24 protein-coding genes are annotated in these 26,697 nt (G+C 68.8%); 12 read left to right on the top strand and 12 right to left on the bottom strand.

All coding sequences use genetic code 11. The features are described from left to right. The first annotated feature begins 140 nt into the window (after nt 1-140). From glyA to NA12_RS16600, 3 genes are all read left to right on the top strand, one after another. Nucleotides 141-1,436: a serine hydroxymethyltransferase gene (glyA, locus tag NA12_RS16610; protein ID WP_067451712.1), complete on the top strand. Its 1,296-nt coding sequence runs from the start codon at nt 141-143 to the stop codon at nt 1,434-1,436. A gap of 163 nt (nt 1,437-1,599) precedes the next feature. After that, complete coding sequence (locus NA12_RS16605) at nt 1,600-1,812, top strand: hypothetical protein (protein WP_067451357.1); 213 nt, start codon at nt 1,600-1,602, stop codon at nt 1,810-1,812. Further along, nucleotides 1,812-3,110 carry a hypothetical protein gene (locus tag NA12_RS16600; protein WP_067451354.1) on the top strand — a complete coding sequence of 433 codons (1,299 nt, stop codon included), beginning with the start codon at nt 1,812-1,814 and terminating at the stop codon, nt 3,108-3,110. Before NA12_RS16605 ends, NA12_RS16600 begins: the two co-directional genes overlap by 1 nt. Before the next feature lie 2 nt (nt 3,111-3,112). Here NA12_RS16600 and NA12_RS16595 read toward each other — a convergent pair whose 3' ends face one another. Beyond that, a complete protein-coding gene (locus NA12_RS16595) occupies nt 3,113-4,096 on the bottom strand; it encodes an LLM class F420-dependent oxidoreductase (protein WP_067451351.1) in 984 nt (327 codons plus the stop codon). 41 nt (nt 4,097-4,137) lie between these two features. Further along, on the bottom strand, nt 4,138-5,313 hold the full coding sequence (locus tag NA12_RS16590) for an FAD-dependent monooxygenase (RefSeq protein WP_067451348.1): 1,176 nt from the start codon (nt 5,311-5,313) through the stop codon (nt 4,138-4,140). 108 nt (nt 5,314-5,421) lie between these two features. Between NA12_RS16590 and NA12_RS16585 the strand changes: the two genes are divergently transcribed. Both NA12_RS16585 and NA12_RS16580 read left to right on the top strand, forming a co-directional pair. Next, nucleotides 5,422-6,135, top strand: a complete 714-nt coding sequence (locus NA12_RS16585; RefSeq protein ID WP_067451345.1) for a TetR/AcrR family transcriptional regulator — start codon at nt 5,422-5,424, stop codon at nt 6,133-6,135. Between the two features lie 44 nt (nt 6,136-6,179). Continuing rightward, the gene (locus NA12_RS16580; protein ID WP_067451341.1) at nt 6,180-6,599 is read left to right on the top strand and encodes a limonene-1,2-epoxide hydrolase family protein; all 420 of its coding nucleotides are present in this window, start codon (nt 6,180-6,182) and stop codon (nt 6,597-6,599) included. A 1-nt stretch (nt 6,600) separates the two neighbouring features. On the opposite strand, the gene NA12_RS16575 is transcribed toward NA12_RS16580, so the two are convergent. Further along, a complete protein-coding gene (locus NA12_RS16575; RefSeq protein ID WP_067451338.1) occupies nt 6,601-6,873 on the bottom strand; it encodes a hypothetical protein in 273 nt (90 codons plus the stop codon). A gap of 341 nt (nt 6,874-7,214) precedes the next feature. Here NA12_RS16575 and phoH2 point away from each other — a divergent pair, with 341 nt between their 5' ends. The 3 genes from phoH2 to NA12_RS16560 all read left to right on the top strand — a co-directional run bounded on the left by phoH2 (nt 7,215) and on the right by NA12_RS16560 (nt 10,306). Then, on the top strand, nt 7,215-8,576 hold the full coding sequence (gene phoH2, locus NA12_RS16570; protein ID WP_371856003.1) for an RNA 5'-3' helicase PhoH2: 1,362 nt from the start codon (nt 7,215-7,217) through the stop codon (nt 8,574-8,576). 180 nt (nt 8,577-8,756) lie between these two features. Then, nucleotides 8,757-9,365 carry an LGFP repeat-containing protein gene (locus tag NA12_RS16565; RefSeq protein ID WP_067451709.1) on the top strand — a complete coding sequence of 203 codons (609 nt, stop codon included), beginning with the start codon at nt 8,757-8,759 and terminating at the stop codon, nt 9,363-9,365. A gap of 86 nt (nt 9,366-9,451) precedes the next feature. Next, on the top strand, nt 9,452-10,306 hold the full coding sequence (locus tag NA12_RS16560; RefSeq protein WP_067451332.1) for an acyl-ACP desaturase: 855 nt from the start codon (nt 9,452-9,454) through the stop codon (nt 10,304-10,306). A gap of 189 nt (nt 10,307-10,495) precedes the next feature. On the opposite strand, the gene NA12_RS16555 is transcribed toward NA12_RS16560, so the two are convergent. From NA12_RS16555 to glpX, 3 genes are all read right to left on the bottom strand, one after another. After that, nucleotides 10,496-11,902 carry a class II fumarate hydratase gene (locus NA12_RS16555; protein WP_067451329.1) on the bottom strand — a complete coding sequence of 469 codons (1,407 nt, stop codon included), beginning with the start codon at nt 11,900-11,902 and terminating at the stop codon, nt 10,496-10,498. Between the two features lie 86 nt (nt 11,903-11,988). Next, on the bottom strand, nt 11,989-12,831 hold the full coding sequence (locus NA12_RS16550; protein WP_067451326.1) for a patatin-like phospholipase family protein: 843 nt from the start codon (nt 12,829-12,831) through the stop codon (nt 11,989-11,991). Between the two features lie 30 nt (nt 12,832-12,861). Continuing rightward, nucleotides 12,862-13,905, bottom strand: a complete 1,044-nt coding sequence (gene glpX / locus NA12_RS16545) for a class II fructose-bisphosphatase (RefSeq protein WP_067451706.1) — start codon at nt 13,903-13,905, stop codon at nt 12,862-12,864. A 126-nt stretch (nt 13,906-14,031) separates the two neighbouring features. Here glpX and NA12_RS16540 point away from each other — a divergent pair, with 126 nt between their 5' ends. Then, nucleotides 14,032-14,598 (top strand): DUF4245 domain-containing protein, encoded by a 567-nt coding sequence (locus tag NA12_RS16540; RefSeq protein ID WP_067451323.1) that lies wholly within the window; start codon nt 14,032-14,034, stop codon nt 14,596-14,598. Nucleotides 14,599-14,601: 3 nt separating this feature from the next. Here the strand turns inward: NA12_RS16540 and NA12_RS16535 are convergent, their stop codons facing one another. From NA12_RS16535 to NA12_RS16520, 4 genes are all read right to left on the bottom strand, one after another. After that, a complete protein-coding gene (locus NA12_RS16535; RefSeq protein WP_067451320.1) occupies nt 14,602-16,017 on the bottom strand; it encodes an FAD-binding oxidoreductase in 1,416 nt (471 codons plus the stop codon). 127 nt (nt 16,018-16,144) lie between these two features. Next, nucleotides 16,145-16,405 carry an exodeoxyribonuclease VII small subunit gene (locus NA12_RS16530; protein WP_371856002.1) on the bottom strand — a complete coding sequence of 87 codons (261 nt, stop codon included), beginning with the start codon at nt 16,403-16,405 and terminating at the stop codon, nt 16,145-16,147. After that, entirely contained in the window at nt 16,402-17,688 is a 1,287-nt protein-coding gene (gene xseA, locus NA12_RS16525; RefSeq protein WP_067451317.1) for an exodeoxyribonuclease VII large subunit, read from the bottom strand. Before xseA ends, NA12_RS16530 begins: the two co-directional genes overlap by 4 nt. 184 nt (nt 17,689-17,872) lie before the next feature. After that, nucleotides 17,873-18,469 carry a lipid droplet-associated protein gene (locus NA12_RS16520; RefSeq protein ID WP_067451314.1) on the bottom strand — a complete coding sequence of 199 codons (597 nt, stop codon included), beginning with the start codon at nt 18,467-18,469 and terminating at the stop codon, nt 17,873-17,875. 114 nt (nt 18,470-18,583) lie between these two features. On the opposite strand from NA12_RS16520, the gene NA12_RS16515 reads away from it, so the two are divergent. Next, nucleotides 18,584-19,594: a 4-hydroxy-3-methylbut-2-enyl diphosphate reductase gene (locus tag NA12_RS16515; RefSeq protein WP_067451310.1), complete on the top strand. Its 1,011-nt coding sequence runs from the start codon at nt 18,584-18,586 to the stop codon at nt 19,592-19,594. 51 nt (nt 19,595-19,645) lie between these two features. Here the strand turns inward: NA12_RS16515 and NA12_RS16510 are convergent, their stop codons facing one another. Both NA12_RS16510 and NA12_RS16505 read right to left on the bottom strand, forming a co-directional pair. Beyond that, nucleotides 19,646-20,563, bottom strand: a complete 918-nt coding sequence (locus NA12_RS16510) for a DUF6542 domain-containing protein (RefSeq protein WP_207905560.1) — start codon at nt 20,561-20,563, stop codon at nt 19,646-19,648. Nucleotides 20,564-20,614: 51 nt separating this feature from the next. Beyond that, nucleotides 20,615-21,763, bottom strand: coding sequence for a DNA recombination protein RmuC (locus NA12_RS16505; protein ID WP_067451304.1), 1,149 nt, complete (start codon nt 21,761-21,763; stop codon nt 20,615-20,617). Between the two features lie 183 nt (nt 21,764-21,946). Between NA12_RS16505 and NA12_RS16500 the strand changes: the two genes are divergently transcribed. Then, nucleotides 21,947-23,125 (top strand): exonuclease SbcCD subunit D, encoded by a 1,179-nt coding sequence (locus tag NA12_RS16500; protein ID WP_067451301.1) that lies wholly within the window; start codon nt 21,947-21,949, stop codon nt 23,123-23,125. 49 nt (nt 23,126-23,174) lie between these two features. Then, a complete protein-coding gene (locus tag NA12_RS16495; RefSeq protein WP_067451298.1) occupies nt 23,175-26,672 on the top strand; it encodes an AAA family ATPase in 3,498 nt (1,165 codons plus the stop codon). Nucleotides 26,673-26,697: the final 25 nt, after the last annotated feature.

Here is a 26,697-nt window from a genome sequence, read left to right as displayed (position 1 = left end):
TTGAACAGCGAGTTCGCGAGTTCGCGGGGTATCGAACCTGGTCAGGCAGGCTGTGACCCCGGTCTCCCCGACGGTGGCTGTGACGGTGTTGCGGCATCCCCGTGCTCGGCCCGCACACCGACGGCAATAGACTCGACGGCGTGACGCAGACGACCGCTTCGGTGAATACCCAGTCTCTCGGTGAGCTCGATCCCGAGTTGGCCGCCGCGATGGCGGGCGAGCTCGCCCGCGAACGCGACACCCTCGAGATGATCGCCTCGGAGAACTTCGTGCCCCGCGCGGTCCTGCAGGCGCAGGGCTCGGTCCTGACGAACAAGTACGCCGAGGGCTACCCGGGCCGCCGCTACTACGGCGGCTGCGAGGCCGTCGACGTGGTCGAGACTCTGGCTCGTGATCGTGCCAAGGAGCTGTTCGGCGCCGAGTTCGCCAACGTACAGCCCCACTCCGGTGCCCAGGCCAACGCCGCGGTGCTGATGGCGTTGATGAACCCGGGCGAGACCCTGCTGGGTCTGGACCTCGCGCACGGCGGTCACCTCACCCACGGCATGCGCCTGAATTTCTCGGGCAAGCTCTACGACGTTCATTCCTACGGTGTGTCCAAGGAAGATCACCGTATCGATATGGACGAGGTGCGCGACATCGCACTCAAGGCGAAGCCGAAGGTGATCGTGGCGGGGTGGTCGGCCTACCCGCGTCATCAGGACTTCGCGCGTTTCCGTGAGATCGCCGACGAGGTCGGCGCGTACCTGTGGGTCGACATGGCTCATTTCGCCGGTCTGGTCGCCGCGGGTCTGCACCCCTCGCCGGTGCCCTATGCCGATGTGGTGTCCTCCACCGTGCACAAGACTCTGGGTGGGCCGCGTTCGGGTCTGATCCTGGCCAAGCAGGAGTTCGCCAAGAAGCTGAACTCCGCGGTGTTCCCGGGTCAGCAGGGTGGTCCGCTCATGCATGTGATCGCGGCCAAGGCCGCCGCGTTCAAGATCGCCGCGACCGAGGAGTTCGCTGACCGTCAGGTTCGTACCCTGTCGGGTTCGCGGATCCTGGCCGAGCGTTTGACCGGCGCCGATGTGAAGGACAAGGGCATCTCGGTCCTGACCGGCGGTACGGATGTGCATCTGGTCCTGGTCGATCTGCGTAATTCCGAACTCGACGGTCAGCAGGCCGAGGATGTTCTGCACGAGGTCGGTATCACGGTCAACCGCAACGCGGTCCCGTTCGACCCGCGTCCGCCGATGGTCACCTCGGGCCTGCGCATCGGCACGGCCGCGCTGGCTACCCGTGGTTTCGGCGACACCGAGTTCACCGAGGTCGCCGACATCATCGCGGCCGCCCTGGCGGGCACCTCCGATACCGACACTTTGCGTGGCCGGGTGTCCAAGTTGGCGCAGAGCGTTCCGCTCTACCAGGGCCTCGAAGACTGGCGCCTGCTCGGCTGAGCCGAAAACCGTTGCCCGACACCCCCAGCCCGCGCCGGGCTGGGGGTTGTCTTTTCTCTGCAGCATGTCGTGGCGACAGATGTTGCGGACTGTGATTGTCGGAAAATACAAAGTTCCGGTGAATCGCGTACGTGGCTGATGGAATAGGGCATGGTCAGTCCGCATGGAATATCGACGTGCGCTGGCGCGTGAGGTCGGCGGGGAGGTGCATGCGTTCGAGTTGCTCTCCGAGGCCGAGGCCAGGGAGCTGATCGAACTGTTCCAGGCCGCGAAGGCCAACGAGGCGCGGGCGCTGCGCCGGGCCATCAACGCCGCGCTCACCGCGATGCCGGCTCCGCTGCGGAAGGTCTCGCGCAAGGTCCTCTTCGGTAGCTGATGATCGAAACCGAACTCGAAGCGCAGACTCAGCTCGTGGTCTTGGCGCGCACGCTGCAGGTGCCGCCGCAACACCTCGCACCGCTGGCCCGGCTCGGCGCGGTGCACCTGTCGGCGATACAGCAGCAGATCCTGCGCGCACTGCACGCCGAGCACGCGGACACCTTCCGGCGGGTCAGCCTGCTGGTGCCGATATTCCCGGTGGGTCCTGGCGTCGCGCTCTTCGAGCGAGTGGTGCCGCCGGTGCTCGCCGCTCGATTCCTCGGTGCGGTCGGTGTCGACCATCCGCACAAATGCGCGCAGGCGCTGTGCATGGTCGACGCCGTCTACGCGGCCGACGGAGCGCCCTACCTCGACCCGAACGTCTTCGAACAGCTGATGCGATACGGCAGGCCGAAGTCGATCACCCGCATCATCGACGAGCTACTGCGCCGCCGCGACTACGTGACGGCGGCGCGGTTCCTGGCGGTGGCGAACGAGCCGCTGATCGCGGCATTGGAGCAGACCGTCCTCGATGACGCGGGCCTGGTGTACACCGCTGCCTACGCCTACCCGGCGCACACCCTGAGCCGGATCATGCGGCAGTTGCTGGCGGGCCCGCGTCAGCGGGTGCCGGGCATGCTCCACGCCGTGCTGGCCGGCCCGCCCACCCTGCACCATGCGATGCTCGCGCTGTTGTGCAAGGTCGCCCCCGATGTCGCGGCGGCCCTCGGCGACATCTTCTTCGGTCGTGGCACCGCGCACGAGGTGGGCCGATTCCTGCTCACCGCGGTCAACCGGAACGCCTCGCCCGCATTGCTCACCGTCATCGGCCGACTGAATCCTGTTGCCCTGTGGGCTTTGTCGACGAATCCGCAATTCGCCGACACCGACGTGCTCGGCGCGCTGGTTCGCTCGCTGGACGGCAAGGACGAAGCCGATCCGTGGCGCGGGTTGTTCGCCCTGTCCGCCCGGCTGAGCGAACGGGCCCGCCGCCACATCGCCGCCACCCTCGCCGAACTCGACGAGACCTCGGTCGCCGCGCTGCCCGCGCACGCTACCGACGCCACCTACTGGCCCGCGCTCCTGCAACTACTCGCCGAATCCGAACCCGCCGCCCAGTCCAGGGTCGCCGCGATCTGGTCGCGCCTTTCTCCCGAATGGCAAGCGGGCATCGAACGCCACATCCACGAGAACCGCTACGACACCCGCCTGAGCCGGATCACCGACGCCCTCACCACCGTCACTCCCGAAGAAGTCTTCTTCCGCCGCCGTCAACAGATCCGGCAACGAGGCGAGGACCACTTCGCGTCCTGGTGAGCTCAGCGCACCAGCGGACCGAGGGCGCGCCCGACCTGATCGACGGCGCCCGGCTCGTGGCCGTTGGTGACCATATTGACGATGACGCCGTCGATGCCGTGATCGAGCACGCGCGCCCGCACCTGTTCGGCGACTTCGTCCGGGGTGCCCACGAATTGGCGATCGGTGATGCCGGCCAGCCGTTCGGCGTCGGTCAGCGTGGACAGGTCGATGCCGAGGCGGGCGAGCATGTCGGACTGGAGCTTTCGAGCGCGGTCACCGTCTTCGTCGGCGATCACGAAGGCGAGGAAGCTGGTCTCGAGGGTGGCCGGGTCGCGGCCCGCCTCATCGCACCGTTGGCGCAGCGCGTCGAGTTTGCGTGGCAGTTCGGACGCGTTGCAGATGATGTTGAGATGGTCGGCGAACCGCGCCGCGAGGCCGAAGGTCTTCTTCTCCCCGCCACCGCCGAGCAGAATCGGCAGGTCGTCCCGGATACGTGGCTCGTTGATGGCGTTCTCGGTGTGATACCAGGTGCCGTCGAAGGTGGAGTGCTGCCCGCGCAGCATCGGGGTGATGATGTGCAACGCCTCGTCGAGCCGCTCGAACCGCTCGGTGAAGGTGCCGAATTCGAACCCGTACTGCTGATGCTCCAGCTCGAACCAGCCCGCTCCGATGCCGAGTACCGCCCGGCCGCCGCTCACCACGTCGAGCGTGGTGACGGTCTTGGCCAGCAGCGCGGGATTGCGATAGGTATTGCCGGTGACCAAGGCCGACAACTGAATTCGTTCGGTCGTGGTGGCCAGACCGGACAGCGCCGAGTAGGCCTCGAGCATCGGCTCCTGGGGTTCGCCGATCAACGGCAGCTGATAGAAGTGATCCATCACGAACGCGGCGTCGAACCCCGCGCTCTCCGCCTCCCTGGCCTGCGCGATCACCGTGGGAAACAGCTCACGCACCGACGACGTGTTGCTGAAGGTGGGCATCTGATAACCGAGTCGAATGCTCATGCGGCCGACCCTATGACTTGGAGTGCACTCCAAGTCAAGCGCTACACCCCGACGAACTGCGGGTAGTCGATCAGGTCGATGTCGTTGGCGGCCTTGTCGCCGTATTTCAGCATGAGGGTGAACAGGCGTGAGCCGATGAACCAGTTGCGGGCCCTGATTCCCAGGGCGGTTCTGGGTGCGAGGAAGGGGCCCGCGTTGGTGTTGCCCGCGATCTTGGCGTAGCGCTTCATGATCCGGTCGTAGTTGGCGAAGGCGGTGACGTGGTCGCCCGCGGCGGCGGCCAGTTCACCCGCGAGGACGTAGGCGCCGACAACGGCGAGGCCGGTGCCGAAGCCCGCCAGGGTGTTTCCGTAGGCGGCGTCGCCGACCAGCGCTACGCGGCCGCGGGTGTAGGCGCCGTTCATGCGGACCTGGCTGATCGAGTCGAGGTAGACGTCGTCGAAGTCGGCGAGGTCGGCGAGCATGCGGGGGGCGTGCCACGCCATGTCGGCGAAGGTCTCGGTGATGATGCTGCGCTGGGCGGCGACGTCGTTGCGGGGGTAGTCGAATTCGGGGGCGGCGAACATGTACATCTGCTGAGCCTTCGGGCCGCCGTCGACGGCGAGTTTGCCCGGGGTGTTGTGGGCCGAGCCCGTCGCTTTGTCCCGAGGAGTGGCCGCGTCGCTCCAGCGGCTCGCGCCCGCGACGCAGTAGTAGTAGCCGAGGTGGGTCACGTAGTCGGCCTCCGGGCCGAACGCCAATTTCCGCACCCGCGAATGGATTCCGTCGGCGCCGAGAACGAGGTCGAAGGTGCGGGGCTGGTTGTTCGCGAACCGCACGGCCACGCCGTCGCCGGTGTCGCGCAGGTCGGTGATGGTGTCGCCGAAGAGATATTCGACGGTGTCGGCGGTCTTGTCGTACATGACCTCGGCCAGGGCGCCGCGCAGGATCTCCAGGTCGCCGCCGGTGAACTCCCCCGACATCACGCCGAGTTCGCGCCCGTTGTCGTCGGTGAAGACCAGGTCGGTGGTGCCGGTGCGCCGGGCGCGGACCTCGTCGAGGATGCCCATCCGCTCGAGCACTGTCAGGTGGGTCTTGCCCTTGAAATCCACCGCCTGGCCGCCCGTCCGCAGCGCGGGGGCGCGTTCGACGACGGTGACAGCGAAGCCGTAGCGGTGCAGCCAGTAGGCGAGGGCGGGCCCGGCGACGCTGGCGCCGGAGATGAGAACAGTAGGCATGACTAACTCCCGAGAATCTGTGTCCGATGGAATCTGTATCCGGTGGATACAGATTAGAGTATGGTAGACACAGTTTCTCGTCAAGGTGAATCTCGAGAGGATGGGCAGATGCCGCCGCCGACCACGGTCGAGCTGCTGTGGGGAACCACGCAGCGTCCCAAGCGCGGGCCCAAACCCGCCCTCACGCTCGACGGGATCGTCGCCGAGGCCATCGCGCTCGTCGACGCCGAAGGGTTGTCCGCGCTGTCGATGCAGCGGCTGGCCGAACGGCTCGGTTTCACCAAGATGTCGCTGTACCGGTACGTACCGGGCAAGGAGCAACTCACCGCGCTGATGGTCGACACGGCGATCGGGGAGCCGCCGAATCCCACCGGTGCGCAACAGGACTGGCGGTTGGGCCTGCGGAACTGGGTCGACTCGCTCTTCGCTCGCTACCGGGCCCACCCGTGGTCGATCGAGCTCACCCTCGGCGTGCGCCCCCTCGGCCCGAACGAGATGGGCTGGACCGAGGCCGCCCTCCTCGCGCTGGCGGGCACCGGACTCTCCGGCTCGGAGAAGCTCGACACGATCGTGCTGCTCAACGGCCACGCCCGCAGCCTGGCCCAGCAGATCGCGTCGATGAGCGGGGACGGGGAGCGGCAATTCGCCGAACAGTTCGCCCAGATGATGACCGCGGCGGCGGGCCGCTATCCCGAAGTGCGGGCGGCCTTCGCCGAGGAAGCCGCGCCCGCGGCGGGCAAAGGCGGACCCGACGAGGCCCTCCGGTTCGGTGTGGACCGCATTCTCGACGGGCTCGCTGTCCTGATCGAGCGGCGAAACTGAACAGACCCCTGGCCCGACCGCGATCCGCGCCCTAGGCTCATCGCATGACCGACCAGCCGGAACTGCCGGAGCCCGCTGTCACCATCGTTCGCGAATTCTTCAACGCGCTCGAGCTCAGCGCCGTCGACGAGGCGCTGGATCTGCTCGATCCCGCGATCGTCTGGAAGAACGCCTCGCTGCCCAGCGTGCGCGGCAAGAACCGGGTCGCCGCGGTGTTGCGCGGCCTGGATCGACCGAAGCTCGGGTTCTCCGCGGAGATACACCACATCGCCGCCGACGGCGACATCGTGCTCACCGACCGCACCGACTACCTGCACTTCGGCCCGGTGCACATCGGCTTCTGGGTGAGCGGCACCTTCGAACTGCGTGCGGGCCGAATCGTGCTGTGGGACGACCACTTCAGCAAGGGAAACGTCCTGCGCGGCACCATCGTCGGCGTGGTGAAGGCGATCACCAAGCGCTGAGCTATCCGCGCTCGCGCAGGTACTGCAGGTAGGTCGGGCGCAGTACATCGGCCAGTTTTCCGTCGCCCGCGTGGAAGTAGTCGTCGAGCATCGGCACCACGTATTTGATGTCGGCCGAGCTCTCGCCGAGGTCGCCCGCCTCGGCCTGAGCCGCCGGAATCGACTTCAGCAGTTCCCACAGGAACTTCACGTCGCCGTGGCGCACGGCGGTCTTCACCGCGCGATCGTGCAGTTCCTTCGACGACAACTTCTCCAGATCCTGGTCATCGGCCATGCCATCGACTCTAGCCCTCGGCGCCACGGGCGTGCCGGATCCTTCGCGACAGTGCCGGTTAACGACAAATTCACGGACACGTGTGTCGGTCCAGCAGCGCGGCCACGAATTCGGCGGTAGCGTCGGTGATGCGAGTCGCGTCGGTGTGATTCGTACGGGAGGTCCTGACCGTGACTGAGCTACTCAGTGCGAGAGGGCCGGCACCTGGCCCTCGGGGCGGTTGACTCAGCGTCGAACGCCCACGAAGGACGGACCGGTCCAGCGAGATCGTTCGCGCGGGTGCCGTGCGAACACATAAGGAGCCCACCGTGACTGCTGCACGCTCCGTTTCCGCTTCGGCGATGCACACGGCCTCGGCCTCGGCCTCGAGCAATTCGGCCTCGAAGAAAGGGGCTCGCCCCTCACGTTCCGGTCTCAAGACTTTCGTCGTGGACACCTCCGTACTCCTGTCGGATCCCTGGGCCGTCACCCGGTTCGGGGAACACAGTGTGGTTCTGCCACTGGTCGTGATCAGCGAGCTGGAGGCGAAACGACACCACCACGAGCTCGGCTGGTTCGCCCGCGAAGCGCTGCGCATGCTCGATGACCTGCGGGTGCAGCACGGCAGGCTCGATCAGCCGCTGCCCATCGGCACCGACGGCGGCACCCTGCAGGTAGAGCTCAATCACACCGATCCGTCGGTGCTGCCCGCCGGATTCCGTTCCGATACCAACGATTCCCGCATCCTGGCCTGCGCGCTGAACTTCTCGGCCGAGGGCGCGGACGTGGTGCTGGTGTCCAAGGACATCCCGCTGCGGGTCAAGGCGAGCGCGGTCGGCTTGTCGGCCGACGAGTACCACGCGCAGGACGTGGTGACCTCCGGCTGGAGCGGGATGGTGGAACTCGACGTCGCGGGCGCGCAGATCGACCAGCTCTACGCCGATTCGGTGATCGACCTCGACGATGCGCGAGAGTTGCCGTGCCACACCGGTGTTCGGTTGCTCGGCAGCAGCTCGAGCGCACTGGGCCGGGTCACCGCGGACAAGCGGATCCAGCTGGTCAGGGAGCGAGAGGCTTTCGGGCTGCACGGGCGGTCGGCCGAACAGCGCATCGCCCTGGACCTGCTGCTCGACGAGAGCATCGGGATCGTGTCGATGGGTGGGCGTGCCGGTACCGGCAAGTCGGCCCTGGCGTTGACCGCGGGACTCGAGGCGGTGCTCGAGCGCCGGACCCAGCGCAAGGTGGTCGTGTTCCGGCCGCTGTACGCGGTGGGTGGGCAGGAACTGGGCTATCTGCCGGGCTCGGAGAGCGAGAAGATGGGCCCGTGGGCGCAGGCCGTCTTCGACACGCTCGACGGGCTGGCCAGCCGTGAGGTGCTCGAGGAAGTGCTCAGTCGCGACATGCTCGAAGTGCTGCCGCTGACCCACATCCGCGGCCGGTCGCTGCACGATTCGTTCGTGATCGTCGACGAGGCGCAGTCGCTCGAGCGCAATGTGCTGCTGACGGTGCTGAGCCGCCTCGGCACGGGTTCCCGGGTGGTGCTCACCCACGATGTCGCCCAGCGCGACAATCTGCGGGTCGGCAGGCACGACGGTGTGGCGGCGGTGATCGAGAAGCTCAAGGGTCATCCGCTCTTCGCGCACATCACGCTCACCCGCAGCGAGCGCTCGCCGATCGCGGCACTGGTGACCGAGATGCTCGAGGAGTACGGACCGAACGCGTAACCATCGGCAATCGGGCCGCGTCGCGGCCCGATTGCCGTTTGATTACCGCGAACGGTGGGTAATATCCGCTCCGACACCAATCCAGCAACGGCCCGGCGAACACTGTTCCGCCGGGCCGTTGCGGATGTCGGCCGGGCCTTGGAGGGAGTACCCCGAGGGGCCACTCGCGAGAGGATGGATATGAACCACTTCGCTCGACGTACTGTTGCCGGGAGCGCCGCGGTGGTGGCCGCGGCGGGTCTGCTGCTCGCCGCCGGCTGCAGCGATGACGACACGAACAAGGCCAACGACGCGGTCGCTTCGGTGACCTCCGCGATGAAATCTCCGGGTGGCAGCGCCACCTCCTCGCCCGGCGCGAGCGCGACGACCACCACCTCCGGTTCCGAGACCACCTCCGGCGCGGCCACCACCAGCGCGATGGCCAGTGGCTCGACCACCATCTCCACGCCCAACGGCGACATCGTCATCTCCGGTGAGGTGTACAAGAAATACGTGGCGGTCGGGGGCGCGAGCAGCCCGCTGGGCGCACCGGAGGAAGCGCAGGAATCCGGCCCCGACGGCGGCGAATACCAGGACTTCACCGGCGGCACCATCTACTGGAGCAAGGATTCCGGCGCCCACATCGTGTGGGGCGACATCCGCGAGGAGTGGGAAGCCAACGGCGGCGCCAACGGCACGCTCGGCTACCCGACCAGTGACGAGAAGGACATCGCGGGAGGCAAGCAGAGCGACTTCACCGGTGGCACCATCACCTGGGTCAACGGCGAGACCACGGTGACCCCGAAGTAATCGGGTCACCGTAGTGCTCCGCCCAGCGCGGGGGCCGGTCCCCCCATAGGTCCCCGCGCTTTCGCACCAGGTACTAAGTTGTCTGAGTGCAGAAAACTTTGACCGACCTCGAGTTGCTGGATTCGCTCGCGGTCGAGGTGGAACTCAACCTGCGGCGCCATCTCGAGGTGGCCGACGGCTGGCAGCCGCACGAGCAGGTGCCGTGGTCGGACGGGCGCAACTTCGCCTTCCTCGGCGGCGAGGACTGGACCCCCGAGCAGTCCGAGCTCAGCGACACCGCCCGGCTCGCGCTGACCGTGAGCGTCCTGGTCGCCGACAATCTGCCCTCCTATCACCGTGAGCTCGGCAAGCACCTGCGCACCGGTCCCTGGTGGCGCTGGGTCGGCCGGTGGACGGCGGAGGAGAACCGCCACGAGATCATGATCCGCAACTACCTCATGCTCACGCGCGCGGTGGACCCGGTCGCGCTCGAGCGGGCCCGCATGCAGCACATGACCGACGGGTTCAACCGGCCCCCGATGCACCTGATCGACGTGCTGGCCACCTGCGCGTTCGAGGAGGCCGCCGCCGCTATCCGACACCGCAACACCGCCGCGATCGGCGAGAACCCGATCGTCACCGCGATGGCCGAGAAGCTGGCCGCCGACGACGAACTGCAGGCCGAGTTCTTCGCCGTGCTCGTCGCCGCCGCCCTCGACCTGGTTCCCGACCAGGCGGTGCGTGCGATCGCCGATCGGGCCGCCGACTTCCGGGTGCCGCACGTGGATCTGCCCGGTGGCGGATCCAGTGACGAGGCGCTCGCCGAGGCGGGCATCTACGACCCGGCCAAGGAGGGCGAGCTGGTGTTCAAGCCGCTGCTGCAGCGCTGGAACATCTTCTCCCGCACCGACTTCAGCGAAGAAGGCGAAAAGGCTCGCGCCGAACTGGCTGTGTTTATCTAGCGGCCGGGGCCGCGTGTTCGCGGCCCTGAGGGGCCGCCGGTCAGGCACCGCGGCTTGCTCCTTCGTCGCGTACGCCGCGGCGCCTGACCGGCGGCCCGGCCGCGAACGTCCCTCCTCGAGGTCGGGGGTGCGTGGCCGGGCTGTGAGGGTCTGTTGTCCGGGGTGGGGGGTGTGTGGCCGGGTTTCGGTCTATTTCGCTCTGTCGACGTCGGCCATGGCCAGGACGTCCAGTTTGCGGTCGAGTTCTTCGAGTGAGAGTTTGTCCGGGACGAGGCCTCGGTCGATGACGGTCTGCCGGATCGTCTTCTTCTCGCGCAGCGCCTGTTTGGCGACCGCCGCGGCTTCCTCGTAGCCGATGGCGGAGTTGAGGGGAGTGACGATCGACGGCGACGATTCGGCGAGGGTACGCAGATGGTCTTCGTCGGCGACCAGGCCGCTCACACACTTGTCGGCGAACAGGCGAGAAACGTTGGCCAGCAGGCGAATCGACTCGAGCAGGTTGCGGGCCATCACGGGGATGTAGACATTGAGCTCGAACGCCCCGCTCGCCCCGCCGAACGCGATCGCCGCGTCGTTGCCGACCACCTGCACCGCCACCTGGGTAACCGCCTCGGGCAGAACGGGATTCACCTTGCCGGGCATGATCGAACTACCCGGCTGCAGGTCCGGCAGCTGCAACTCGCCGAGCCCGGTCAGCGGACCCGAACCCATCCAGCGGATGTCGTTGGCGATCTTGGTCAGGCTCACGGCGATGGTGCGCAGCGCGCCGGAGGCCTCGACGAGACCGTCGCGCGCGGCCTGGGCTTCGAAGTGGTCCCGCGCTTCGCGCAACGCGTCGATTCCGGTGGCGCGCACCAGTTCCGCGACGACCTTCGTGCCGAATCCGGCGGGCGCGTTGAGCCCGGTGCCCACGGCGGTGCCGCCGATCGGCAACTCCCCGAGGCGGGGCAGGGTGGCCAGCGCGCGTTCGACGCCCGCGGCGATCTGGCGGGTGTAGCCGCCGAATTCCTGGCCGAGCGTCACCGGCACCGCGTCCATCAGATGCGTGCGGCCCGACTTCACCACGGTGCGCCATTGCTGCGACTTGTCGAGCAGGGCCAGGCGCAGATGGTCCAGCGCGGGAACGAGTTCGGTGATCACGGCCTCGGTGGCGGCCAGATGTGTCGCGGTGGGGAAGGTGTCGTTGGACGATTGCGACATGTTCACGTCGTCGTTGGGGTGCACGCTCACCCCGGCGCGCGCGGCGATCGAGGCGATCACCTCGTTGGCGTTCATATTCGAGCTGGTGCCCGAACCGGTCTGGAACACGTCGATCGGGAACTGGTCGTCGTGCGCACCGTCGGCGATCTCGCCCGCCGCGGCGATGATCGCGTCGGCCTTGACCGGATCGAGCAGGCCCAGATCCTTGTTGACCTGCGCGCACGCGGCTTTCAGCAGGCCCAGCGCCCGGATCTGGGCACGCTCGAGCCCACGCCCGCTGATCGGGAAATTCTCGACGGCGCGCTGTGTCTGCGCCCGCCACAGGGCGTCGACAGGGACGCGAACCTCTCCCATGGTGTCGTGCTCGATCCGGTACTGCCCATCGTCGTCAGCCATGGTTCGACCCTAGGACGAGAACACCGCGAATGGTGGCCACACACCAGCGCGAAATCCCACATCCGTAGCCGGAATACTCGCCGAACTCAGCCGACGGGCCAGACGGCGCGAACCTCGTCGACGAAGTCGATGGCCTGGGTGCGACCGGCCCGCGCCGCGGCGTGCACGCGTTGCGGGTCGAGCTCGTTGGGGCCGATGGCCTTGCGCGCGGCGTGGTCCGGCAGTATCACCGTGGCCTCGGCCGCGCCGAGGCGGCCGAGCTGGGCGGAGATCTTCCCGCTGCGTCGCGGGGTGAGAATGTTGGACGCCAGTCCGACGATCCGGCCATAGCCCTTCGCCAGATCCAGATTCATCGGAGAGCGGACCCCACCGCCGAGATAGTGGCGCCCGTCGCACGATGCCGCGGGCCAGGCGAACGGGACCGCGCAACTGGCGTTCACCGCCTCGGCGAGGGAGACGTCGCTGTCGCGATCGAAGACCTTCAACACCCCGGTGTCGGCGTCGACCGCGGTGATCCACAACGGCCGGGTCGGCCACAGCTTCTCGGGCAGCCGCGAGGACACCGCCGCCAGGCGCAGCACCGGGTCGACGCGCGACTTGCCGCGCGAAGCGTTCGCGACCCGGCGTGCCGCACTGGTCGCACTGGGTGCGGTGCCCGCGACCAACGCCCACCTGGCCAAATGCCTGACCGAGAGCCGGTTCGGGATCTCGGTGTTGAGCCGCCGTAGCTGGCGCTGGTAGAGCTCGTCGGTCGCCAGCTCACTGCGGATCTGCGCGCCGACGACCGCACCGGCGGAGGTACCGATCACCAGATCGGCCGACCGGAGGTCCACCCCGGCCTCGGCCAGTCCGGCGATCATGCCGATCTGCCAGCCGATACCGACGATGCCGCCGTTGCCGAGGACCAGAGCGGTGCTGGGCGCTGCCATAGTTCGACTATAGGGACGCCCAGCCCCGGATCACGGCAGTGGCGGGTTCGCGCTGTCGTCGCCGTCGAAGTCGACCGAGGAGTACTCGCGCAGCTTCGTCAGGCGGTGGTAGGCGTCGATCATGCGCACGGTGCCCGACTTCGACCGCATCACGATCGACTGGGTCGACGCGCCGCCCGCGTAGTAGCGCACGCCGCGCAGCAGGTCGCCGTCGGTGACACCGGTGGCGCAGAAGAACACGTTGTCGCCGGAGACCAGGTCGGTGGTCGAGAGCACCCGGTCCAGGTCGTGGCCCGCGTCGATGGCCTTCTGACGCTCTTCGTCGTCCTTCGGCGCGAGCATGCCCTGCAGTTCGCCGCCGAGACAGCGCAGCGCGGCGGCGGCGATGATGCCCTCCGGGGTGCCACCGATACCGACCAGGATGTCCACGCCGGACTCCGGCCGCGCGGCGGCGATGGCGCCCGCGACGTCACCGTCGGAGATGAGGCGGATGCGGGCACCCGCGTCACGCGCCTGCTGAATGGTGTCCTCGTGCCGGGGGCGGTCCAGGATGCAGACGGTCAGATCGGACACCGACAGGTGCTTGGCCTTGGCGACGCGACGGATGTTCTCGCCGATCGGGGCGGTGATGTCGATCGAGCCCGCGGCGTCAGGGCCGACGGCGATCTTGTGCATGTAGAACACCGCGGACGGGTCGAACATGGCGCCGCGCTCGGCGACCGCGAGCACCGAGATGGCGCCGGGGGAGCCCTTCGACATCAGGGTGGTGCCGTCGACCGGGTCGACCGCGAAGTCGACCTCGGGGCCGGTGCCGTCGCCGACCAGCTCACCGTTGTAGAGCATCGGCGCTTCGTCCTTCTCGCCTTCGCCGATGACGACGATGCCCTTCATCGACACCGAGCTGACGAGCTGACGCATGGCGTCGACGGCCGCGCCGTCGCCACCTTCCTTGTCGCCACGGCCGACCCAACGGCCACTCGCCATCGCACCTGCCTCGGTGACGCGGACCAGCTCCAGTGCGAGGTTGCGATCGGGTGCCTCGCGGCGGCTGGGGGCGGGCGATGATGCCGTCATGCGGAGTGCCTCCTTGGCGTTGGTGTTACGGGTGCATTGTCGCATTCGGAAACGGCACGCTCGTGCACGACCTCCCGCGATGACCCCTCGGCGGCCTGGTCACGGCTCGAGTGGATACTGATAGCCGTGGCACAGACCAAGCACCGAATTTTCAACGACTACCGCGATCTGTTCTGGTCGTTGATCCCGTTGGTGCTGGCCGCGGTGGTGCTGGCCGGGGTGGCGAGCCAGTGCACCGTGGCGACGAACGGCCCGACGCAGGGTCAGATCCCGTTCTTCGACGCCGATGCCGCGCTGACCTCCGACGCGAAGACCCTGTCGTTCCCGATCCGCAAGCCGGCCCTGCCGCAGGGCTGGGTGTCGAACTCGGGCAGCCGCGACACCATCGCCGCCGCGGGCGGCGGTGCCGTGAGCACGGTCGGCTACATCACACCGCAGGGCACCTACATGCGGTATTCGCAGACCGATGCCACCGAAGAGGCACTGTCGCGACAGGAACTCGGCTCGCGCTATCCGAATGGAACGCGCGAAGTGGCCGGGCAGACCTGGGTCGTCTACTCCGAACCGACCGAGGAAACCGGCTGGATCGCCGACCTCGGCGGCGTCCGGATCCTCATCACCGGCGCGGGCAACGAGGCCGCGTTCACGACCTTGGCCACGGCGATCACGGCGGCGGCGCCGCTGTCGCGCTAGGCACTAGCTGAGCCGGTAGGACCAGCCGCTGTTGGGCAGTGCGGTCGAGCCGGTGATGGTGTCCTCGGCGTCGTCGGACTTGCCCTGGGCCAGCAGGCCGTACGGGTCGAATTCGCGTTTGGCGGCAGCCTCTTTCGGGCCCCACGGCTTCATCCCGCCCGCCCCGAGGACGGGTGTGTGCGAGTTCGCGATGAACAAGCCTGCCCGCTGCAACCGCTCGGTGATCGAGGCCAACTGCTCCTGGCTCTCGAAGGCGAAGACCGGTGAGCCCTGACACGACAGACCGCCGTCGATGCGCTTCATCTCCACATGCAACGGCCCCAACTCGGCGAATTCGCGGTGGACGGCGACCATCGACTCGTACAGATCGCGCGGTGGGAACAGGGCCATCAGCCCGGTGAGCTCCGCGTTGTGCCGTTGATAGCGCAGCATCGAATGGCCCCAGGTGAACTCGTAGAGGGGCGAGCCGTAGCTGCCTTTGCCCTCGAGGCAGCGGTACCGGATCCGGCCGCCGTTGTCGCGCACCAGATCCTCCACGTTCGGCACCGACTGCACGGCGGCCATCAGCAGCACCATCGACTCGCCGTCGGGAATCAACCCGGCCAGCTCGGGGAAGTATTGCGGGAGCGGATGCGCATGGGGCGAAACCACTTTCGTGAGTACACCGTCGCTGCGGCAGACATCGACCGAGAAGCGGGCGGCCCGCTCGAAATCGGGGAACGAGACGACCAGTTCGTGCCACTCCCAGGCCGGGGCGAGCGGCAGTTCGACCTCGGTGATGATGCCGTTCGCGCCGTAGGCGTGGTGCACGGTGTTCACCTCGCGCCCGCGCAACTCAATCAGCCGGGGGTGCTCCTCCACCGTCATCACCTCCAGCGCGGTGATATTGCCGGTATCGCGCAGGATGCCCCAGCGGCAGCTGCCGATACCCGCGTGTCCGCCCGCGATGTAGCCGCCGACGGTGGCCTGGTGCGCCGTCGAAGGATGCATCCGCAGCTCCCAACCGGACGGGCGGATCGCGGCGTCGATATCGGCGACGACGGTGCCCGCGAGCGCGCGCACCGTGGTCGGTGGGCGCCTGCCGGGTTCGCCGTGCCAGCCGATGACGCCGGTCAGAGCGGTGACATCGATCACCGCGCCACCGCGCAGCGGCACACCCTGCCCGAACTGCCCGGAACCGGCCCCGCGCACGGTGATCGGGATGCGATGACGCGCGCAGGCGGCCACCGCGATGCGCAACTCCTCCTTGCCGCGCGGCGCGATGAAGATCTCGGCATTGCGCCCGCGCAACAGATCTCGCAGGACCGGACTCTGCGCGAATCGGTCACGGCTCTTGGTGCGCAGCTTGCGGGTGTCGGTGGAGAACTCGATGGCGCCCAGGTCGGTACGCAGGCCGGTCAGCGAATCAGTGAGTGCCATCGGCCGTACTCCGTCGTTCGAACTCTCCGAGCGTCGCGCGGAGGGCGGCCCCTCGTCGGACCGACCGAGCAACAGCGTGCCCGGCCGGTGTTTCGCGGCGGTAAAAGCGGAATGTCGGTGCGCGAACTCAGTCGGCGGTGTCGAGGTCGGCGCGCGAGAGAGCATCCTCCACCCGGCGGCGCGCACCGGCGAGATGCTGTTCGCAGCGGGTGGCCAGCGCTTCGCCGCGCTCCCACAGCACCAGCGAGTCGTCCAGGTCGAGGCCGCCCTGTTCGAGCATCTTGACCACGTTGATGAGCTCGTCGCGGGCGCGTTCGTAGCCGAAGCCCGCGATCTCGGCCAGGGTGTCGGCAGCGGTGCTCTCGGAACCGGCGTCGGCCACGGTCACTTCCTCTTCTCGTCGGTGGTCTCCGGCGTCAGCCGCTGGGTGCCGAGAGCCGCGGCGGTCACGGCTCCGTCGGCCACCCGGATGCGGAGCTGGCTGCCGGCGGGGGAGTCGTCGATCGAACGCACGACATGGCGTTCGGGACCGGCGACGCGCTGCACGACAGCGTAACCACGGGCCAGGGTGGCGGCCGGACCCACCGCGGTCAGCTTCTCCCGCAGGTGCAGGGTGGTCGTCGACTCGCCGCGCAGCAGCTGGTCGACGGTGCGTCGCGCGGCGGTGCGCCAGCGTTCCAGCTCGTCGTGCCGGTGGGTCAGCTCGCGCAGGGGATCGGCGAGGACGGGGCGCGATCGCAGCTGCGTGATGGTGTGTTCCTCGCGCTGGACCCAGCCGCGCAGCGCGGCCGCCGAGCGCGCCCGCATCTCCCGGACCCCGGCCAGTTCGGCGGCGGCATCGGGGACGATGCGCTTGGCCGCGTCGGTGGGGGTGGCCGCACGCAGATCGGCGACCAGGTCGAGCAGGGGGTTGTCGGGTTCGTGGCCGATGGCGCTGACGATCGGGGTGCGCGCCGCGGCGACCGCGCGGCACAGCGCTTCGTCGGAGAAGGCCAGCAGATCCTCGACGCTGCCGCCGCCGCGCGCCAGCACGATCACCTCGACTTCGGGATCGCGATCGAGTTCAGCCAGTGCCTCGAGCATTTGCGGCACCGCGCTCGGACCCTGCACCGCGGTATTGCGGATGACGAATCGGACCGCGGGCCACCTGTTCTGGGCCACGGACAGGACGTCCCGCTCGGCCGCGCTCGCCCGTCCGGTGATCAACCCGATCGTCGCGGGCAGGAACGGCAGCGGCCGCTTGAGGCGGGCGTCGAACAACCCCTCGGCCGTCAAGAGGGCTTTCAACCGCTCGATCCGCGCCAGCAACTCACCGATGCCGACCGCGCGAATCTCGGTGACCCGCAACGAGACCGTGCCGCGGCCGGTGAAGAAGTGCAGTTTGCCGTAGACGACCACGCGGCTGCCCTCGGTCAACGGCACCGGCAGCCTGCGCAACAGGTCGGGGTCGCAGGTCAGCGACAGCGACATGTCCACCGAGGCATCGCGCAGCACCAGAAACGCGGTGCGGGTGCCCGGGCGCAGATTGATCTGGGTGACCTGCCCCTCCACCCAGATACTGCCGAGCCGTTCGATCCACTGGGCGACCTTCACCGCGACCGAACGCACCGGATACGGCTGCTCCGCCGAATTCGCAGGAGCCCCGGCCTGCGCGACGCCGTCCTGTGTCATAGGTCAGTTCTACGCGGGGCCACCGACACAACCAAAAGCGGCCACAACCCAGTGGTGCGCCGAAGGCGCGGATTGCGGCCGCCTCAATTCTGGACTGACGGAGAGAAGGAGCGAAGCGACTGAACGCAGGAGGGAAGAATTGAGGCCCACCGGGCCGCAATCCACGCGGCGCCAGCCGCCGAGATCACTGCGCCTGAACGGTGGCGATGCGGTTGGTGAGCATCGTGACGAACGGGGCGCGGGCGCGGGTCTGCTGTTCGAACGCCAGCAGTTGGGCCAGCTCCTCGACAGTCAGCATCCGCAGCCGGGCGCGCAGCTGGGCCAGTGTCATCGCCGGGTAGTCGTAGCGGACCGCGACCTCGGGTGCGACAACCTCCGCCACGGTGGGCTCGGGAGCGGGTTCGATGACCTCGTCTTCGGTCTCGAGCAACAGCAGCGACGCGGGCACGGCCTTGCCATTGGTCCTCGGAGCTTCCTCCGCCGCGTCGAACAGGTCGAAGCGGCTGGCATGGCCGTTGGTGGCGGGCGCGGGCGCGAGGTCCTCGTCGAAGGTGGCCCACTCGGGCTGCTCGGCGGGAGCCGAACCCAGCCGTTCGAACACACCGTCACCCTTGAGCGCGAGGCTGGTCACGAACTGCTGCAGATGCATCGTGGTCTGCAGCACGCGACTGAGCGCGGTGATGGGGAAGTTGATCGCGGCGACGGGCAGCCGCCGAGTCTCTTCCAATGCGTAGACGGCGGCGCCGGCGGCCACCCTGGCCAGGAACGGAGGTCGAAACATGACTCCAGCCTGCCGCATACTCCGTGTGATGCAAAGGTCCACACCCGTGTTGTGTGACTTTCGCCCCTTGATCCGACCTGATCCGGGCTCTCGCGCGCACGTAAGCTGTGGACTATGACCTCGGCAATCCCCTTGAACGTCGGTATCACGCGCTCCGCTGGCGCGAATGCTGCCGGTGGCAAGCGCGTGCTGCTGGCGGAGCCGCGCGGCTACTGCGCAGGCGTCGACCGCGCCGTCGAGACCGTGGAGAAGGCTCTCGAGAAACACGGCGCCCCGATCTATGTGCGCAAGGAGATCGTGCACAACCGCCACGTGGTGGAAACGCTACGTGAGCAGGGCGTGATCTTCGTCGACGAGACCGATGAGGTGCCCGAGGGCGCGCTGGTCGTGTTCTCCGCGCACGGTGTCGCGCCGACCGTGCACGAGACCGCCGCCGAACGGAACCTGCGCACCATCGACGCCACCTGTCCGCTGGTCACCAAGGTGCACCAGGAAGCCAAGCGTTTCGCCCGCGACGATTTCGACATCCTGCTGATCGGCCACGAGGGCCACGAGGAAGTCGAGGGCACCGCGGGCGAGGCGCCCGAGCACGTGCAACTGGTCGACGGGCCCGACTCGGTGGACAAGGTGACCGTGCGCGACCCGTCGAAGGTGATCTGGCTGTCGCAGACCACGCTCTCGGTCGACGAGACCATGGAGACCGTCGAGCGGCTGCGCGAACGTTTCCCGACGCTGCAGGACCCGCCCAGCGACGACATCTGCTACGCCACCTCCAACCGCCAGACCGCGGTCAAGGCGATGGCGCCCGAATGCGATCTGGTGATCGTGGTCGGTTCCCGCAACTCGTCGAACTCGGTGCGATTGGTCGAGGTGGCGCTCGGCGCGGGCGCGAACGCGGCCTATCTGGTCGACTACGCGCGCGAGGTCGACCCGGCCTGGCTGGAGGGCGTGCGGACCATCGGCGTCACCTCCGGCGCTTCGGTGCCGGAGATCCTGGTGACCGGGGTGCTCGATCTGCTGGCCCAACACGGCTTCGGCGAGGTTCAGCCGGTGACGACGGCCAACGAGACACTGGTGTTCTCACTGCCGCGCGAGCTCCGGCCATCCCGCCTCTCCGCGCCCTGAGTACCTGGATAATCAGAAAAGCCCCGCCGTGACGGCGGGGCTTTTCTTTGCTCACACGTTGTCGGGCCGACGCCGTTCCGTGCGGGCGGAGTCGGCGCGGTCGCGGTAGCGCACGTTGGGTTGGGGGTGCGGGGGCGCTTCGTTGCGGCGACGGGGTACCCGAGCCGGTTCTGGTTCGCGCGGTGCGGCGCCGCGCGGGCTGGGTTCGCGCGGGGCCGCGCTGCGTGGGCTGGGTTCGCGCGGGGCCGCGCTGCGCGGGCTCGGTTCGCGCGGTGCGGCTGCGGCGGCCCGCGCGGCGCGGGGCTCACGGGGCCGGGCGGCGGCGGGGGCGCGTTTCGGGTCGGCGGATCGGGCCGGGCGACGGGCCGGGCTCGCCATGTCGACCTCGGTGTCGGGCTCGTCCAGGACCGCGGTGCCGCGGCGTGGGCGCTTACGGGCGGCCGTGGCGAGGTCGGGGGTCGGCTCGGGGCGACGGCGCTTGACCGGCTTGCGTTCGGTCTTGCGCTCCGGTGTCGGGCGGGCCGCCTGGGGTGCGCGCTTGGCGATCGCGATTCTGGCGCCACCGATCGCCAGCACCAGCACGGTCGCCAGCGCCATCGTGGGGAAGCGTTCCACCAGCGGAATGATCAGGTTCATCAGCACGTCTTTGATCGACGTGGTGGCGCGACCACCCAGCATCTGGCAGGCCAGCGGCACCGCGACGAACAGCAGCAGCGGTGGCATCACCATCGTGGAGAACAGCCCGCGAAAGCGCACTGCGCAGACGGCGAGCACGCAGCCGAGCACATACAGCGCCGAGAACGTGCCGGTCGGATAGGTCTCGCCACCGAGTCCGTCGATCAGGAACCCGAGACCGGTCGTGCCCGCGGCGAGCAGAATCGCGGCCCAGGCGGGGATGCCGGGTACCGAGGGCACGATCGAACGTTGCGGCGCGGGCACCCGGGGTCGCGCACGTTGGGAAGCAGCCACCCTATGACACTAACTGCATATCGGCCCTATCGGCGCCACGGCACGGGGATCTCAGACACGATCCTCGACGTCGGCGAACGCCACGACGCGTGGTCGGGTCTCGGTGTGCCGGATTGCCGGGAGCTCCTGATCGGCGATGCCGAGATCGTGCATCCGGCGCGCGGTGACCATCACTCGCGACTCCACCGAACCCACCGTCGCGTTGAAAGCCGATACGGCCTTACCGAGATTCACGCCCAGATTGTCCAGATGCTCGGCGACCTTGCCCACCCGGGTGTAGAGCTCCTTGCCCAGTTGCTGCACCGTTGCCATATCGCGCGAGAGCGCTTCCTGCCGCCAGCTGAACGCGACCGTCCGCAGCAGCGCGATCAAGGTAGTGGGGGTTGCCAGGATCACGTTGCGGCCGAACGCGTACTCCAGGAGACCGGCATCGGTGGTGAGCGCGGCGTCGAGGAACGGGTCGCCGGGTACGAACAGCACGACGAACTCCGGTGCCGGATCGAAGGCCGCCCAATACGCCTTGTCGGCCAATTGGTCGACGTGGGCGCGCAGGTGTTTGGCGTGGCGGGCCAGGAATTGGGTGCGCGCGCCGGGGTCGTCGGTGGTCGCCGCGTCCAGATACGCCGAGAACGGCACTTTGGCGTCGACGACGATGTGCCTGCCACCGGCCAGCCGCACCACCATGTCGGGCCGCACCACACCCCGATCGTCACCGCCGGGCCGGGAGACCTGGGTGTCGAAGTCGCAATGGCGGGTCATGCCGGCGAGTTCGACCACTCGTTCCAGCTGGATCTCGCCCCACCGCCCGCGTACCTGCGGCGCACGCAGCGCGGCCACCAGCTGACCGGTTTGATCGGAGAGTCGATGCGAGGTGCGTTGCATGCCGGCGACCTGCTCGCGCAATCCCGAATACGCGTCGATCCGGTGATGCTCCACCTGCCGGATGTGCTGTTCCAGTGCGCCGACCGCGTCGCGCAGCGGATCGACCATCGCGCCGATCGCGGCCGAATGCCTGCGCGCCGCATCCTCGTTCGCCGAGTGCAGCGACTGCTGTAGCAACCGTTGATTGTCGTCGGCCGCGGCGAGCCTGGCCTCCGCCGTGGCGGCGCGCTGCCCACCACGGGCGAAGTGCCCCAACCAGCCGAGACCGAAGCCTGCGGCGAAGACGAAGACGAGCGCGACGAGCATCGAAGCGGTCATGGCGGCGATACTGCCCGATGCCACCGACAAGTTCGCAATTCCCCGGCAACCCGGACATCGCGGTGGCGGATCGCCCCGGCCATCTCGGCGGCGTGTGCGCCGCGCTGTGCGCCACGCCGGTGAATTACACGCGTGTAGTGCGTCGATTGAATTCTGTCGGGGGTGTGGCCTACGGTTCGCGGCATGCGGATCCTGCACACCTCCGACTGGCACATCGGGCGCACCTTTCACGGTGTCGACCTGCTGGCCGATCAGGCACGGGTGCTGTCGGCCGTCGCGGAGCTGGTGGCGACCGAATCGGTCGACGTGGTGGTGGTGCCCGGCGACATCTACGACCGCTCCATCCCCAACGCCGATGCCATCGGGGTGTGCAATCGCGGATTCGAGGCGATCCGGGCGGCGGGCGCGACGATCATCGCCACCTCCGGCAACCACGACTCGCCCGCCCGGCTCGGTGCGGGCGCCAGCTTCGCCGCGGTCGGCGGCTTGCACCTGTGTACGCGAGTCGCCGACGCGCACCGGCCCATCGTGCTGTCCGACGACGACGGCGACGTGGCCTTCTACGGGATCCCGTATCTGGAACCGGAGATCACCCGCGCCGAACTCGAGGTGCCACAGGCGCATTCGCACGCGGAGATCCTCGACGCCGCGATGGCGCGCATTCGCGCCGATATCGCCACCAGGCCCGGCGCGCGCACGGTGGTGCTGGCGCACGCGTTCGTGATCGGCGGCGAAGCGACCGGTTCGGAACGATCCATCTCGGTGGGTGGGGTGGAAACGGTGTCGATGTCGGCCTTCGACGGCATCGACTATGTGGCGCTGGGACACCTGCATTCGCCGCAGACGCTCTCGGAGTCGGTGCGCTACAGCGGGTCTCCGCTGCCGTATTCGTTCGGTGAGAGTTCGCATCGCAAGGCGGCGTGGATCGTCGACTTCGACGCGAAAGGCCTCGCGGCGGTGCACCGCCACGAGCTGCCGCTGGTGCGCGGGCTCAGCAGGCTCACCGGCACCATCGAATCGCTGCTGACCGACATCGAATACGCGGCGGCCGAAGCGCATTACGTGTCCGCCACGCTCACCGACACCACCCGCCCGGTGGACCCGATGCGTAAACTGCGCGAGCGGTTCCCGCACGCGGTGCACGTGGAATGGGCACGACCGGAGGGCAATCCGGAGTTGCATTACCGCGAGCGGGTGCACGGTCGTCGTGACACGGAGGTCGCGGCGAGCTTCCTGACCGACGTGCGTGGCACACCGAGCAAGGGGGAGATGGCATGGGTGGAGCGGGCGCTGGCGGCGGCGGTTCGCGAAACCGACTCGGAGCGAAGCGAATCCGTCGGTGCGACGGAGCTCACCGCATGAGTCCTGGCTTCGGGTTCGCGCGGGCGGTGCTCGTCGCGGGCGGCATCGGGTGAGGCTGCACCGGCTCGAACTCACCGCGTTCGGACCGTTCGCCGAGACCACCGTCGTCGATTTCGACGCACTCGGCGCCGACGGGCTGTTCCTGCTGCACGGGCATACCGGCGCGGGCAAGACCACCATCCTCGACGCGATCGCCTTCGCCCTCTACGGCAAGGTGCCGGGAGCGCGCGGCGAGAGCAAGCGCCTGCACTCCGACCACGCCGATCCGCAGACACCGCCGAGCGTCGTGCTGGAGGCCACGCTCGGCGGCCGCCTGCTGCGCCTGACCCGCTCGCCCGAATTCGAGCGTCCGAAGAAGAACGGCGCCGGAACCCGACTCCTGCAACCACAGGCCACGCTCACCTGGCTCGACGGCAGCGGCGAGAACCTCTCGCGCATCACCGATATCGGCGACGAGGTACTGCGCCTGCTCGGCATGAGCGCCGATCAGTTCTTCCAGGTGGTGCTGCTCCCGCAGGGCGACTTCGCCAGATTCCTGCGAGCCGAGAACGAGGACCGCGAGAAACTGCTCGAGAAGCTCTTCGACACCCAGCGTTTCGGCACCGCCGAGAAATGGTTGGCGGATCGGCGACGCGCGGCCGAAGCTGAACTCACCACCCGCCAGCAGGGCATCGACCGCCTGATCACCAAGGTCGGGATGGCAGCGGGTTACGGCGGCGCGGAATCGATCGGGATCAACGACTCGCTGACGTGGTCCCAGGAGCTGCTGGCCACCGCGCGCACCGCCCTCGCCGAGGCGACCACGAATGCCGAACTGCGCCACAAAGAATCGGCCGAGGCCCGCACCGAGGCCGAGGAACAACGCCGCGTCGCCGAGCTGCACGCGCGCATGAGCGCCGCCCGCGCTGAACTGGCCGCCCATACCGCTTGCGCACCTCGCCGTGCCGAACTCGAACGCGAACTCGAAATGGCTCGCCTGGCCGAACCCGTTGTCCGAGCCATCGACGAAGCACGCGCCGCGGTCCGGGGCTTGCGCCGCGCGGAAAGTGCCACTCGCGCGGCAGCGGCTGATCTGGCCACCGGTCTCGGCGCCGCGGCTGCCGCTGACATCGCGGGCGTGGATTCGCTGACTGTCGTGCGCGACGAGCCGATCGGCCCCAACGAGACCGACCGGGTGCAGGGTGCGCCGGACCAGTCGTCCGGTGCGCAAGGACTCGGCATACGAGCGGATCGACGGGACCACGTGTCCGACGGGCAACCGAGTCGGAGTGCTGACGGCGAGGCGCGCGGCCTGTCTTCGACGGCGGGCGTGGTGGAAGTCCACGGTGATCTCGACGCGGCGATCAGCCAGTGGAACGCGCTGCTCGGTGTGCTCGGTGAGGTGCGCGCGGATTCGGTGACCGCACGCAGGCTCGCCGACGATCTCGTCGCCCACGAGAAGGAGTCCGCCCAGCTCACGCGGCGTACGGCGGAGTTGGCACAGCGGCGCGTCGAGCTGCCGGCAGCGATCGGTTCAGTTTCCGAACAGCTCCGGGAGGCGACCGACGCGGCCGCCGCATTGCCCGGGGTTCGCAACGAGCTGGCCAAGTGGCAGGACTCGGCGGCCGCTGCCGTCGAGATCGTCCGTCGCCGAACGGCTTTGGACACAGTGCGCGGCGAACACGGCACGGCCTGGCGCACCCACCTCGAAGCCAAAGAACGAGTCCTCGATCTGCGTACCCGCCGCCTCGCGGGCATGGCCGCCGAACTCGCGGGTGCGCTCACCGAGGGCGCGCCGTGCACGGTCTGCGGGTCCGCCGATCACCCGGAGCCCGCGCAGCCCACCGACGACGCGGTGTCCAGAGACGCCGAGGACGCCGCACAGGCGGCCGAACAGGTCGCGGAGGCCGCGCGCGACCGCCTCGCCGAACGCATCAGCGCCGTCGAACGCGAGATCGAGACGCTGACCGCGCGCGGTGGCGACGCCGACCCCGTCGCCCTCGCCGACGCGGTCCGCACCGCCACCCACCGCTTCGACGACACAGCCGAAGCCGCCGAGCGCGCCCCTGCGCTGACCAGCCGCCTCGAAGCCCTGCGCACCGAGGAAGCCGCCCTGCACGATCAGTCCCGCGAGCTGGACGCCCGCCTCGGCACCAGCACCGCCACGATCGCGGCCACCCGCACCCGCCTCGACGAACTCAACGCTCGCCTGCGCGCCGCGGCGGGCGCCGACACCACCGTCGACGCCCGCACCTCCCGCCTCGAATCCCTCATCACCGCCGCCACCACCCTGCGCACCGCCCGCACCGCAGAGTCCACCGCCCGCGATGCCGTCCACACCATCGCCTCCCGCGTGGAAAACCTCGCCCGCACAGCGGGTCTCATCCCAGCGGGATATGAAGACAGCGCACGGCTTGCTGCCGCGGCGACGAACGCTGTCGCGACGGAGGGTGCGGTCGCGGAGCCGGATGTCGCGGCCCGAGTGGTCGCCGCCGCCGAGTCCGGGAACGGCGAGAAGGCAGGAACGGGCCCCGAGGAGGCGAGTGCTGGCCGGGCTCGGGCGGTCGGTGGCGAGCCTGAAATGCCCAGCCTGTTCGACTTGTTCGACGAGGAGCCACTCGACGAGGAGCCGGTCGACGACCGGCCGGTCGACGGGGTCTCGGTGGCCGAACCAGCACCGCCTCGCGACGACGTCGCCCTCCTGACCGCCTACGCGCAGGTCGTCACCGCCGTCGCGCGCACGGCCCAGCAGCAGGCCGCGATCGAGGCGGAACTCACCGCCGCGGACCGGGCCCGCGCGCATGCCGAGACGGTGCTCGCCGAGCCGCGCATCCAGGCGGTCGCCGAGCAGACGCCGGGCGACCTGAACACGCTCGAGCAGCGCTTCACCGAGGCACAGAGCGCGCTCACCGCGGCGGTGGCGGTGCAGTCGGCGGCCACCGAGCGGGTCGCCCAGCTCGAGCAGTTGGGGACGCAGCTGTGGGGTGAGGTCGAGCGGATCGCGCCCGAACAGCGGGTCTTCGACGAGCTCGCGGTCTTGGCGGAGGTGGTGGCGGGCCGGGGTGAGAACAACCGGCGAATGTCGTTGCGTTCCTATGTCCTCGCGGCGCGGCTCGAAGAGGTCGCGGTGGCGGGGTCGCTGCGGCTGCGCCGGATGTCGGGTGGCCGTTACGAATTCGTCCACTCGGACAAGGCGGGCCCGCGGGGTCGGCGCGGTGGCCTCGGGCTCGACGTCCGCGACGACTACACCGGCGCGATCCGCTCGGCGAAGACGCTGTCCGGCGGCGAAACCTTCATGGCCTCATTGGCTTTGGCGCTCGGCTTGGCCGATGTGGTCGCGGCGGAAACCGGCGGTCTCGTCCTGGACACCCTGTTCATCGACGAAGGCTTCGGCAGCCTGGACGCCGACACCCTCGACGCCGTCATGGGCGTGCTCGACGAACTGCGCGCGAACGGCCGCGTGGTCGGCGTCGTCAGCCACGTAGACGAAATGCGCCAGCGCATCCCCAGCCGCCTCCACGTCGTGCGCGGCCGGTCGGGATCGCGCCTGGAAGCCACCGTCGCGTAGTCCGTACCGCCGCCCGCCCGGCGAT

It is taken from the genome of Nocardia alba NBRC 108234, assembly GCF_001612665.1.
Lineage (GTDB): Bacteria > Actinomycetota > Actinomycetes > Mycobacteriales > Mycobacteriaceae > Nocardia > Nocardia alba.
Note: the sequence above shows the minus strand (reverse complement) of the source record. Positions and strands in the feature narration are given on the sequence as shown.

Coding starts and splice junctions, on each gene's coding strand:
- NA12_RS16605 (WP_067451357.1), top strand. CDS start 1,600: ATGGAATATCGACGTGCGCTGGCGCGTGAGGTCGGCGGGGAGGTGCAT.
- NA12_RS16600 (WP_067451354.1), top strand. CDS start 1,812: ATGATCGAAACCGAACTCGAAGCGCAGACTCAGCTCGTGGTCTTGGCG.
- NA12_RS16595 (WP_067451351.1), bottom strand. CDS start 4,096: ATGAGCATTCGACTCGGTTATCAGATGCCCACCTTCAGCAACACGTCG.
- NA12_RS16590 (WP_067451348.1), bottom strand. CDS start 5,313: ATGCCTACTGTTCTCATCTCCGGCGCCAGCGTCGCCGGGCCCGCCCTC.
- NA12_RS16585 (WP_067451345.1), top strand. CDS start 5,422: ATGCCGCCGCCGACCACGGTCGAGCTGCTGTGGGGAACCACGCAGCGT.
- NA12_RS16580 (WP_067451341.1), top strand. CDS start 6,180: ATGACCGACCAGCCGGAACTGCCGGAGCCCGCTGTCACCATCGTTCGC.
- NA12_RS16575 (WP_067451338.1), bottom strand. CDS start 6,873: ATGGCCGATGACCAGGATCTGGAGAAGTTGTCGTCGAAGGAACTGCAC.
- phoH2 (WP_371856003.1), top strand. CDS start 7,215: ATGCACACGGCCTCGGCCTCGGCCTCGAGCAATTCGGCCTCGAAGAAA.
- NA12_RS16565 (WP_067451709.1), top strand. CDS start 8,757: ATGAACCACTTCGCTCGACGTACTGTTGCCGGGAGCGCCGCGGTGGTG.
- NA12_RS16555 (WP_067451329.1), bottom strand. CDS start 11,902: ATGGCTGACGACGATGGGCAGTACCGGATCGAGCACGACACCATGGGA.
- NA12_RS16550 (WP_067451326.1), bottom strand. CDS start 12,831: ATGGCAGCGCCCAGCACCGCTCTGGTCCTCGGCAACGGCGGCATCGTC.
- glpX (WP_067451706.1), bottom strand. CDS start 13,905: ATGACGGCATCATCGCCCGCCCCCAGCCGCCGCGAGGCACCCGATCGC.
- NA12_RS16535 (WP_067451320.1), bottom strand. CDS start 16,017: ATGGCACTCACTGATTCGCTGACCGGCCTGCGTACCGACCTGGGCGCC.
- xseA (WP_067451317.1), bottom strand. CDS start 17,688: ATGACACAGGACGGCGTCGCGCAGGCCGGGGCTCCTGCGAATTCGGCG.
- NA12_RS16520 (WP_067451314.1), bottom strand. CDS start 18,469: ATGTTTCGACCTCCGTTCCTGGCCAGGGTGGCCGCCGGCGCCGCCGTC.
- NA12_RS16515 (WP_067451310.1), top strand. CDS start 18,584: ATGACCTCGGCAATCCCCTTGAACGTCGGTATCACGCGCTCCGCTGGC.
- NA12_RS16505 (WP_067451304.1), bottom strand. CDS start 21,763: ATGACCGCTTCGATGCTCGTCGCGCTCGTCTTCGTCTTCGCCGCAGGC.
- NA12_RS16500 (WP_067451301.1), top strand. CDS start 21,947: ATGCGGATCCTGCACACCTCCGACTGGCACATCGGGCGCACCTTTCAC.